6 protein-coding genes are annotated in these 12,312 nt (G+C 49.9%); all 6 read left to right on the forward strand.

Annotated features, from left to right (window positions below; all coding sequences use genetic code 11):
• The first annotated feature begins 8 nt into the window (after positions 1-8).
• Entirely contained in the window at positions 9-1,964 is a 1,956-nt protein-coding gene (locus H7U12_RS03925) for a RagB/SusD family nutrient uptake outer membrane protein (RefSeq protein ID WP_186633176.1), read from the forward strand.
• Positions 1,965-2,310: 346 nt separating this feature from the next.
• Positions 2,311-4,425 carry an alpha-glucuronidase gene (locus tag H7U12_RS03930; protein ID WP_241749104.1) on the forward strand — a complete coding sequence of 705 codons (2,115 nt, stop codon included), beginning with the start codon at positions 2,311-2,313 and terminating at the stop codon, positions 4,423-4,425.
• Positions 4,426-4,798: 373 nt separating this feature from the next.
• On the forward strand, positions 4,799-6,544 hold the full coding sequence (locus tag H7U12_RS03935) for a glycoside hydrolase family 43 protein (RefSeq protein ID WP_206683863.1): 1,746 nt from the start codon (positions 4,799-4,801) through the stop codon (positions 6,542-6,544).
• 116 nt (positions 6,545-6,660) lie between these two features.
• Positions 6,661-7,830 (forward strand): mannonate dehydratase, encoded by a 1,170-nt coding sequence (gene uxuA / locus H7U12_RS03940; protein ID WP_186633182.1) that lies wholly within the window; start codon positions 6,661-6,663, stop codon positions 7,828-7,830.
• A gap of 11 nt (positions 7,831-7,841) precedes the next feature.
• Positions 7,842-9,302 (forward strand): glucuronate isomerase, encoded by a 1,461-nt coding sequence (uxaC, locus tag H7U12_RS03945; RefSeq protein WP_186633186.1) that lies wholly within the window; start codon positions 7,842-7,844, stop codon positions 9,300-9,302.
• A gap of 11 nt (positions 9,303-9,313) precedes the next feature.
• Complete coding sequence (locus tag H7U12_RS03950; RefSeq protein WP_186633189.1) at positions 9,314-12,250, forward strand: glycosyl hydrolase 115 family protein; 2,937 nt, start codon at positions 9,314-9,316, stop codon at positions 12,248-12,250.
• Positions 12,251-12,312: the final 62 nt, after the last annotated feature.

Here is a 12,312-nt window from a genome sequence, read left to right on the forward strand (position 1 = left end):
AGATTGTAATGATACGCATAGATAAAAAAACTTTAGTAGGAGCAGCCTTGATGTCAACGTTGTTTCTGGGTTCTTGCGAGAGTATCCTCGAAGAGCAGCCTCGCTCTACTTTTACACCCGAATTTTTCCAGACCGAAAGGGGAGTTTATGGCGGAATAACGTCACAGTATGCTCACTTGCGCTACATATACGGTCAAGCTTATTATTATAATACCCTAGAAACTGGTACTGATGAAGTAACGTACGGGCAAAGTGCCGACCAGAACTTTAAAGTTATGGACTTGTCTGGCCAAGGGGAGATTACACCCACAGACAGCCGTGCCGATGTGTTATGGGGGGCTGCCTTCTCTAACATCAACACTGCCAATGGTATTATTGAAAATGCTTCGGTAATAGGTACAATACCGGAGGCGATAATTGCCGAAGCAAGGTTCTTCCGCGCATTCGACTACTTTCAACTGGTAAGAACATTTGGGGGCGTACCTTTAGATCTGGGCGCGGGAGAACTGAAGTTCAACACAAACCCTTCAAGAAAATCTGTTCGTAACACAGTACCTGAAGTATATACCAAAGCCATATTCCCGGATTTAATAAGAGCGGTAGAACAACTGCCAGTTACTCCAAGAGTAACCGGTGGTGCTACCAAAACGCTAGCCCGTCTTTTCTTGGCAAAAGCTTATCTAACCTACGGCTGGTGGCTTGAAAACCCGAAGAACATCCCTACATATCCAGAAACTCCCCGTACTGACCCTGATGGACATAATGCTCAATGGTATTTCCAGCAAGCATACGATATGGCAGTTGCAGGAATTGATAATCCAGGACCTTTCGGCCTTCAGGAAACGTATTATGATGTGAATGTAGCCTCAAATGACCGAAACAAAGAACTTCTGCTGTACGCTGACCATACAGAGAATAGTGAGTTTTATAATGGGGGAAGTCTAACATTTGGCAGTGGTGGGGCACCAGACAACTTCGCAGGTTGGATGATGACTTGGAACTATACTAACATCAGAAGCTCGCTTAATGCCAACTGGACTAGTACTGTAAGTTCTGTTCAGCGTGAAGCAGTACAGGCGTTGGGACGTCCGTGGACCCGTATGGCTCCAACCATCGGCGCCATTACAAACACTTTTGCTGACAAAACAAATGATTCCCGATATGACGGCACCTTTACTACCGTTTACCGGGGTAACTGGCCTAAAGCTGGGGTTAATGCCCCTGTATTGTACAACGCCAATGGTTTGCCTGTTCAACCGGGTGGTGCAATCCTCACTTTCCTGGATGAACAGCCAGCGACAACTATTAGTTATCCTACTGGGGCAGGTAAAAGTAATGTTGGTGCAGGAGAGTTGCCTGGAAGAGCTGATTTTGTGATTGGACCAAATGACATAAGCAGAATTGTGTATCCTGGGCTTTGGAAGCTTGGAGTCTACCGCACTGACAATGGCGGAGGCTTAGGACAGCCAAATGCGGCAAGTACTCGGCCATTCAACATTGCCAAGTTCTCAGAGTTTTACTTTGTAGCGGCCGAAGCTGCTGTTAAGGGTGCAACTGTTCAAGCTGGTAAGAGTGCCAGAGAGTTGATCAATGTTATCCGTGCTCGCGCGGGTAAGTGGCGCTGGGATAACAACGGAAACCAAGCGAAGGTTGCGGATAATAGCGCAGCAATGGTGGCTGCCACTCCAGCAACTATTGATATCAACTATATTCTGGAAGAACGTTCGCGTGAGTACTATGGAGAAGGTTACCGCTGGTTTGATTTGACTCGTACCCAAAAGTGGGAAGAGCTTGCTTCTACCTACAGAATTGCCGGAAATAACTATGGTGACCATACACCTACTACTGTAACACGTAATATCCAGCCCTACCACTATCTTCGTCCTATCCCGCAAGGACAGTTAGATGCCATGGATATGAGCGTAGCAGAAAAAGCTGCTTATCAGAATCCAGGATATAAATAATATATTTTATAAAGGATAAAAAGGTTGGTTGCCCGTTTTGGGCAGCCAATTTTTTTTGTCCTTTAAGCCTGTCAAAAGTTAGAAAGGCAAATAGCTTCTAGTGCTTTACCAAGCGATATTTTTATCTGAGTTAACCCGCTTAAATAAGCTTTCATAGTTTCAATTCTCTTCATAAAAAGGAATAAAAGAGAAAAGCTGAGTATTGCTGCATGGTTTACTAGGAATGGAAGAAAGTAGGTGCCGGGGTAAAGGTGGAATAGGTGTCAGAAAACAGATTAGGTGCCAAGAAAAACCTTGCTTGTATATTTCAATCATATTCATTTTCACCAACTAAAACGGAGGCAAATTGAAAAAAAGAATCATCACAATGAAAATGATTTTCTTTAGCATTTTCTTTCTATTTATAATCCTAGATTTAAAAGCCGAAGACGGCCATGAACTGTGGCTCCGTAAAAAAAGCGCCGTGCCTGTAAAGGTAGTTTCTCCAAAGAAGTCGGCTATCTTAAACAATGCGGTAAAGGAATTGCAACAGGGTTGGTCAGGAAAAGCGAATAGTACTGTTAAGCTAACTATCAAGAAAGATAAATCTATCAAAGACGATGGCTTCCGGATTGATGGCAGCGGTGTTACAGCAAGTACCGAGCGAGGTATTTTATATGGCGTTTTTGAGTTGCTTCGCCGGCAACAAACCAATCAGCCGGTAACTTCAGTAGTTTCAAACCCATCTTATCAACATCGGCTACTCAATCACTGGGATAATTTAAACGGATCAGTAGAACAGGGATTTGCCGGCCGCTCAATCTTTTGGCGGGGAGAAAATGACCTAGCCGTCACCGAAAATGACAGAAAGCTTTGGCAGGAATATGCGCGTGCCTCTGCTTCAGTAGGGTTAAACGGTAGTTCTGTGAATAATGTAAACGCTTCGCCGCTAGTCCTCAAAGAAGATGCTTTGGCCCGAGTAAAAGGAATTGCCGATGTACTGCGACCTTATGGAATTACAACTTACCTCTCGGTGAACTTCTCATCGCCGGTAAGGTTGGGTGGCTTAAAAACCTCAGACCCGCTTGATCCGGAGGTAATAAAATGGTGGCAGGCAAAAACGAAAGAAATATATGCGCTGATACCAGACTTTGGGGGCTTTTTAGTGAAAGCCAATAGTGAAGGACAGCCTGGCCCGCAGGATTTTGGTCGTACCCATGCTGACGGGGCAAACATGTTGGCTGATCTTGTAAAGCCTTACGGTGGCATTGTTATGTGGCGCGCCTTTGTATACAGCCCCACCGAAAAAGACAGAGCCCGGCAGGCTTATCTGGAATTTATGCCATTCGACGGGAAGTTTCGGGATAACGTAATTATTCAGGTGAAAAACGGGCCGGTTGACTTTCAGCCAAGGGAGCCTTTCAGCCCGCTTTTTGGCGCTATGAAGAAAACCTCTGTTATGCCTGAAGTACAAATAACACAAGAATATCTGGGGCGCTCTAATCACCTGGTGTTTTTATCTACGATGTGGGAAGAGTTGTTAAAAAGCGATACTTACCAGGAAGGCCCGGGCAGTACAGTGGCCCGCTCTACCGACGGCAGTATCTATAATCAGAAACATACTGCAATTGCCGGAGTAGCTAATACCGGGCTTGATTCAACTTGGTCAGGCCATCATTTTGCCCAGGCTAACTGGTATGCGTTCGGGCGGCTGGCCTGGAACAATAAATTAACCAGCGAACAAATCGCTGATGAATGGTTAAGATTAACTTTTGCAAATTCTGCTGAAGGCAAAACGAAAGCGGTGGGGGAAGAATGGGAGCGTAACTTTCTGGTGCCTGCCAAACAAATGATGCTGGAAAGCCGGGAAGCAGCCGTTAACTACATGATGCCCCTAGGCCTTCATCACATTTTCTCTCCATTCGGACATTATGGTCCGGGACCGTGGTATGGCCCTAAAAGCGCAAGGCCCGACTGGACCTCACTTTACTACCACCAGGCTGATACAGCTGGGATTGGTTTCGACCGTACTAAAAGCGGCACCAATGCGGTAAGCCAGTATCACGAACCACTTGCTTCGCAATTTAATGATCCGGCAACCTGTCCTGAAAATTATTTATTGTGGTTCCATCACCTTCCCTGGGATTATAAAATGAAAAGCGGCCATACATTATGGGACGAGCTGTGTTTGCATTATGACAAAGGAGTGCAACAAGTAAGGCAATTCCAGAAAAACTGGGACCAAATGCAGGGCTACATAGATGAGGAACGGTTTTCCCATGTGCAAAGCAAACTTAGACGCCAAGCCAAGGACGCTCAGGTATGGAAAGATGCCTGTTTGCTGTATTTTCAGCAATTTAGCAGGAGACCAATTCCAGCTGAACTTGAACGACCTGTATATGATTTAGATTTCCTACAAGCTATACGGCCGCTTACCTTTTTCGATCAACCACAGGACCGTGCTGCAACACCTCAACGTTAACGATTCAATAACCCCTGCTAAGAAGAATTAGATACAAACAGATAATGACTTTGGTGTTATCATCCCATAATCTGAAAAATAACTGGTAAATGAGAGAAGCCTAACCTTATTTCGATACAGAAGGTTTACCGGCGTGTCGCAAAAGCTAAGCAGCCAGAGCAGTAATGTGTTTGAAAAGATACCTGTCTTATTTCTAGCAGTTTAGCAAAGTGCCCTTCTGCTGATGTAAAAAACAAAAAGTAATTTGAAAAAGATTATCGCAACCATACCAAAACAGATTTTTGTCCTAATTAGGACGGTTTGCTGTACGTGTTCAGTGTGATGCACATAAGCGGGCATTACCGAACTATCACCCCTATAATAAAACATGCACATGAATCAGAAAAGTCTTCTTAAAAAAGCGTTCTTGTTATTTACCTGTTGCATTTGCCTTTTCAACAGGCCAATCGCTGCACAGGACACCCAGAAGTTCCTGAATCCTATCTTAACCGGTTTCTACCCAGACCCTGCTATCTGCCGGGTAGGAGAAGACTATTATCTCATTCTATCTTCTTTCGCCTATTATCCGGGCGTTCCTATTTTCCACAGCAAGGACTTGGTGAACTGGAACCAGATTGGCAACATTCTAGACCGGCCGGAGCAACTGAACCTGGACAAGCACCGCATAACCAGAGGCATTTTTGCCCCCACTCTTTCTTACCATGACGGGGTGTATTACATGGTCACCACCCTGATTGACCGGGGCGGGAATTTTGTGGTGACCGCCACCAATCCGGCCGGCCCATGGTCTAACCCGGTTTGGCTGCAGGATGTGCAGGGCATTGACCCCTCCTTGTTTTTTGATGAGGATGGAAAAGCCTACATCATCTACAACAGCGATGCCCCCGACAACAAGCCGCTCTATGATGGGCACCGAACCATCAAGATGCAGGAGTTTGACTACAAGAACCTTAAAACGACCAGCGCACCTATTATTCTGGTAAACGGCGGGGTGGATTTATCTAAAAAACCAGTCTGGATTGAAGGTCCGCACATCTACAAAAAAGACGGCTATTACTACCTGATGGCGGCCGAAGGGGGGACCAGTGTGAACCACTCTGAGGTAATCCTGAGAAGCAAAAAAGTGAACGGGGACTATGTCCCTAACCCGAATAACCCCATCCTGACGCAGCGCCACTTACCGGCCAACCGAAAGAACCCAGTTTCGGCCACCGGCCACGCTGACTTGGTGCAGACGCAGAACGGCGAGTGGTGGGCTGTATTCCTGGCTACGCGCCCCTATGATACCGAAGACCATTACAACATTGGCCGTGAAACCTTCCTAGCTCCCGTGACCTGGAAAGACGGTTGGCCCATCATTAACCCAGACCATGAGGAGGTGCAGTATTCTTATAAACGGCCTAACTTACCCCTGGGAAAGGCTCCCAAACTTCCGGTAAACGGTAATTTTACCTATAGAGAAGATTTCAAAGCAGACAAACTGCCTATGTACTGGTTGATGCTCCGTACCCCCCGTACCCCGTGGTACAGCCTGAGCAAACCAGCCGGAAGCCTGACGCTGGATGTAAGACCAGAAACAATATCTGGGTTAGATGTGCCTTCGTTCATTGCCAGAAGGCAACAACACAACTACGGGAATGCCAGCACTAAAATGGATTTCAAACCAGCGTTTGCAGATGAATTCGCCGGTCTGGCCGCCATACAAAGTGAGCAGCATTATTATGCTTTAGGCAAGACCATCGCCAACGGCAAAGAAGTAGTGCAGCTGCGGAAGTCACTAAAGGCAACTGAACCGGGCAGTCCGGAAACAACCGTTCTGGCCGAGGCTTCATTGAAAAGCAAAGACTCAAAAAAGCCGCTCTACCTGAAAGTGGAGTTCAAAGCCGGCCAGTACGCATTTTACTACGGCACCAAAGAAGGCGACTGGACTTTGCTAAAAGACAACGTGGACGGAACCTTCCTGAGCACGCGCACGGCAGGTGGCTTTGTGGGCGTAACGTTAGGCATGTATGCCACCTCACAAGGCAAGCCCTCCACTGGAAAAGCAACCTTTGATTGGTTTAACTACGAGGGCAAAGATCCGATTTACGAAACTTCCGCCTCGGTGAAAGCCAAGTAGTTGGAAACGGGTGTTTTGAGGCTCTTTTTCTAAAAACACAGGCAAACCATTTATCTCTTCATCACCATGACTTACCACAGACAGGTAAGCATACATCATATTTAAAGAATCACGTTATGTCATTACTTCAAAGCTGGAGATGGTACGGACCCAATGACCCCGTCACCCTACAGGATGTGAAACAAGCCGGTGCCACCGGTATTGTGAGTGCCTTACACCACGTGCCGCACGGCGCCGTTTGGCCTTTAGAGGAAATCCAGGAACGCAAACGCATTATAGAAGAAGCTGGCCTGGTGTGGGCGGTCGTGGAAAGCGTGCCCGTGCACGAATCCATTAAAACCCGCACCGGCGATTATGAGCAGTTTTTGGAAAACTACCGCCAATCGCTCCGCAACCTGGCAGCGGCAGGTTTGAAGACCATCTGCTACAACTTCATGCCAGTGTTGGACTGGACCAGAACCAATTTAGGGTTGGAACTGTGGAACGGAGCCAAAGCCCTCTACTTTGACTGGACCGACCTGGCGGTATTTGACTTGTACATCCTGAAAAGAGAAGGAGCCGAGCAGGATTACGCCGAGGCCGTGGTGCAGCAAGCCAAAGAACGTCATGCTTCATACAGCCAAGAGCAGTTGGACGGATTAAGTGAAATCATCCGGATGGGCGTGCCCATGGAAGGCTACATTTCGCTGGAGCACTTGACGGAGAGCATCGAGATTTACAAGAACATCGGGCACGCGGGTCTGCGCGAGAACCTGGCGTATTTCCTAGAATCGATTATGGACGTTTGTGAGGAAAACGGCCTCAAAATGACCATCCACCCCGATGATCCGCCTTATCCAATTTTGGGCTTGCCCAGAATTGCCTCCAACCAGGAAGACCTGGAGTTTATCATCAATCGGGTAGACCGGGAGCCCAACGGCATCTGTTTCTGCACGGGTTCTCTGGGCGCCGGAGGGCACAACAATCCGGTGGAGATTCTGAAATCCGTAGGCCACCGCGTGTACTTCGCGCACTTGCGCAACGTGAAGAAAGACGAGAATGGCAACTTCTATGAGTCTGACCACCTAGCCGGCGACGTGGACATGTACGGCGTCATGAAAGAATTGGTGGCCATCAACCGTACCCGGCAGGAGCCTATTCCTTTCCGGCCAGACCATGGGCACCAGATGCTGGATGACCTGCACAAAGTAACCAATCCGGGCTATTCTGCCATTGGCAGGCTGCGCGGCCTAGCCGAACTGCGAGGTTTGGAAATGGGCATTGAAAGAACCGTTTACCCTTCTTAAGTTACATTACTATGTCAGAGAGCATCATCACTTCTTCCCCGGTTGCTTCTCGTAACACAAAACCTTCTGCAGGGCCTTTCCTGCAGGAGGACTTTTTACTGTACACCAACGCGGCCCGGCAACTGTACCATACGTACGCCAAAGAGTTGCCCATCATTGATTACCACTGCCATCTATCGCCGCAGGTCATTGCCGAGAATAAGAACTACTCTAATCTCACCAGCATCTGGTTGGCGGGAGACCATTACAAATGGCGGGCCTTGCGTACCCTGGGCATCGATGAAAAGTACATCACCGGTACTGCCTCAGACGAGGAAAAATTCCTGAAATGGGCAGGAGCCGTTCCGTACACCTTGCGGAATCCGCTGTTTCACTGGACGCACATGGAGCTGAAGAACCCGTTTGGCGTAAACGAACTCCTGACGGAGCAAAACGCGCAAGATGTGTACGCCCACTGCAACCAACTGCTGCAAAAACCGGAGTTCACGCCGCAAGGCCTGCTGACGCACTTCAACGTGGAGATGGTGGGTACCACCGATGACCCTGCCGATGATTTGGCGTTTCACCGGTCTTTAGCCGAAAGTAGCCTCAAAACGAAAGTGCTGCCTTCTTTTAGGCCAGACAAAGTATTCAACCTTGCGGGCGGGGATTCCTTCCGAGAGTACATCCGGCTGCTGGCCAGTGTCTCCGGAACCGAAATCTTCAACCTGGACACCTTGCTGGAAGTGCTGGAGAAACGGGTCCACTACTTTCACGAACACGGCTGCCGCATCGCGGACCACGGCCTGTCTAACATGCCGAGTATCTCGTCGGCCTCCGTCAACCTGGATGGTATTTTCCAGGATGTGCTGGCCGGGAACGACCAGCAGGCAGGTCAGCACCTGGAGGCCTTTACGGCTTTCCTGCTCCTGGAGCTTTGCAAGATGTATTACCGCAAGGGCTGGGTGCAGCAATTTCACGTGGGCGCCATCCGGAACAACAACAGCCGCATGCTTCAGGTAAACGGCCCTGATACGGGGTATGACTCCATCGGGGATTACAGCCAGATTCATACCATGTCCGCGTTCTTCAACCAGCTGGAGCAGGAGAATTGCCTCACCAAAACCATCATCTACAACCTCAACCCCGCTGACAACGCGGCCTTCGCCACCATGATTGGGAACTTCCAGGGCAGCGGCATCAAAGGCAAGATGCAGTTCGGTTCGGCGTGGTGGTTCCTGGACAATCTGGAGGGCATGAAGGAGCAGATGAACGCCTTGTCTAATATGGGGCTCATCAGCTGTTTCGTGGGCATGCTCACCGATTCCCGCAGTTTCCTTTCCTACTCGCGCCATGAGTATTTCCGGCGCTTGCTCTGCAACCTGTTGGGCGAAGACATGGAACGCGGCCTGCTGCCCATGGATTTGCCCTGGATTGGCAAAATCGTGCAGGATATCTGCTACTACAACGCCAAGAATTACTTTCCATCTTAATTGATTATCTTATGAGTACACTTCCCCGAACGCAACCCGCCCCCCAAAGGAAACTTCTTCTGCCGCTTGCCTGGCACAAGCTGCTACTGCTGCTAGTAGGAGTGCTGCTGGCCCCCGCCGCCTTCGCGGTAGATGATGCCCCTTACATTTCCAGTGAGAAGAAAAATAACGCCTTTCCGCTGTTCGCGGCCGGAAAAGCAGCTCCTTTTTATATCAGTGAGAATGATTTTCCCGGGGTTATCAGAGCTCTGAAAGACCTGCAAGCTGATATGAACCGCGTCACCAATACAGAACCTGCTTTGACCGTGGGCAAGAAAGCGCCTAAAGCGAAGACCTTGGTGCTGGTGGGTACTTTGGGTAAAAGTCCGCTCATTGACCAATTGGTGAAAAGCAAGAAACTGGACGTGAAAGACCTGGCCGGTAAGTGGGAGACGTTTGTGGTGCAAACCGTGAAGAAGCCCATGAAAGGCGTAGACGAGGCCCTCGTGATTGTGGGCAGCGACAAACGCGGCACCATTTACGGCATCTATGACGTGTCGCAGCAAATTGGCGTTTCGCCTTGGTACTGGTGGGCCGATGTGCCGGTAAAGCAGCAGCAAAACCTGTACGTGGCTGAAGGTCGTCACACCAAAGGAACCCCAGCCGTGAAGTACCGTGGTATTTTCATCAACGACGAAGCGCCCGCACTTTCCAACTGGTCTAAAGAGCAGTTCGGGGGCTTCAACCACAAATTCTACGAGAAAGTGTTCGAACTCATTCTGCGCATGAAAGGCAATTATCTGTGGCCCGCCATGTGGGGCAACGCTTTCAGCGACGATGATAAAATCAGCCCGCAGGTAGCCGACATGTACGGCGTAGTGATGGGAACCTCGCACCACGAGCCGCTGGCCCGTGCCCACGCTGAGTGGAGCCGCTACGGTTCCGGTCCCTGGAATTACAATACCAATGCTGAGAAGCTGCGTGAATTCTGGACCGGTGGCATCAAACGCATGAACGGCTTCGAGAACATTGTGACCGTGGGTATGCGTGGCGACGGCGATGAACCCATGAGTGAGGAAAGCAACATCGGGCTGTTGGAGAAAATTGTGGCCGACCAACGCAAGATTATCGCTGACGTTACCGGTAAACCTGCTTCTCAAACGCCGCAGCTGTGGGCGCTTTACAAAGAAGTGCAGGATTACTATGACAAAGGCATGCGCGTACCCGATGACGTGACGCTGCTCTTAGCCGATGACAACTGGGGAAACATCCGTAAGTTGCCGAAACCAGGCGAGAAACAGCATTCCGGCGGCTACGGCATCTACTACCACTTTGACTACGTAGGCGGCCCGCGGAACTACAAATGGATTAACACCAATCCGCTGCCCCGCATCTGGGAGCAGATGCACCTGGCCTACCAACACAAAGCAGACCGCATCTGGATTGTGAACGTGGGCGACATCAAACCGATGGAATTCCCCACCGAGTTCTTCCTGGATTACGCCTGGAACCCTGAAAAATGGCCCGCTGAGCGACTGGAGGAGTACACCCAACTGTGGGCCGAGCGTCAGTTTGGCGCAGAGCACGCCCCCGCCATTGCTGACATCCTTGCCAAATACGCCAAGTACAACGCCCGCCGTAAACCCGAACTACTGGCCCCAAATACTTACAGCCTCACCAATTACCAGGAAGCCGAAAGAATTGTAGCCGATTACAACCGTCTGGCCCAAGAAGCCGAGCAGATTAACAAAGTGTTGCCAGCTCAGTACCGGGATGCTTATTACCAATTGGTACTGTTTCCGGTGCAGGCAAGTGCCAACCTGAACGAGCTCCACGTCACCACGGGCCTGAACCGGTTGTATGCTCAGCAGGGCAGAGCCACTACCAATGAACTGGCTGCAAAGGTGAAGGCTCTTTTTGACCGCGATGCGGAATTGACCAGAATCTTCCACAAAGACATCGCCGGAGGCAAGTGGAACCACATGATGTCCCAAACCCACATCAGCTACACGTATTGGCAGCAACCCGAAAAAGACGTGATGCCCGAAGTGAAAAACCTGACCTTACCCAACGCCGCAGACATGGGCGTGGCCATTGAAGGCTCAGACAAGTGGTGGCCGCAGGAGAAGGGAACCGCCGTTTTACCGGAGTTTTCCCCTTTCGCCAAGCAGGGGCATTATCTGGAAATCTTTAACCGCGGGCAGCAACCAGTCACCTACTCCATAACGTCTGGTGCCCCCTGGCTGAAGGTATCTCAACCTTCTGGTACCGTGGCAAAAGAGCAGCGTCTTTGGGTAACCGTTGACTGGGCACAGGCCCCCACGGGCACCCAACGGGTACCGCTCACCATCACGGGGCCGAACGGCAAGAAAGTGGTGGTGCAGGCGATAGTTCAAAACCCAACCTCGCCCAAACCAAACCAGCTGGAAGGTTTTGCCGAAGCCAATGGGTACGTTTCTATGGAAGCCGAACACTTCACCCGCGCGGTGAATGCCAATGATATCCAGTGGAAACTCATCCCGGATTTAGGCCGCACGGGTTCCGCGATGACCACTCTTCCGGTAACCGCCTCCAGCCAAACGCCCGGCGGCAACAGCCCGCATCTGGAGTACAAAATGTACCTGCAGCAGGAGGGAGAAGTGAGCGTGCAGGTGTTCTTGTCGCCCACCTTGAACTTCCACAACACCCAAGGCTTACGCTACGCCATTTCTTTTGACGACGAAGCCCCGCAGATTATCAACATCCATCAGGATAAATCAGACAGGGAGTGGAACAAGAACGCGGGTAATAACCTCAACCTCACCATTTCTAAACACCAACTGAAGAAAGCGGGTGAGCACGTGCTCAAGTTCTGGATGGTAGACTCCGGCATTGTGTTGCAGAAGATTGTCGTGGACGCTGGCGGCCTGAAACCAAGCTACCTGGGTCCGCCCGAGAGCACCTTTCAACCGGTCAAAGAAGCGAAGTAATCCTGTTTCGGGTCTGTTTTTCAGAAAACAGGTCCGAAACGGAGTCAGCCATCTCGGAGGTG

The sequence above is a fragment of the Rufibacter sediminis genome (genome assembly GCF_014269285.1).
In the GTDB taxonomy this organism is placed as follows: Bacteria; Bacteroidota; Bacteroidia; order Cytophagales; family Hymenobacteraceae; genus Nibribacter; species Nibribacter sediminis.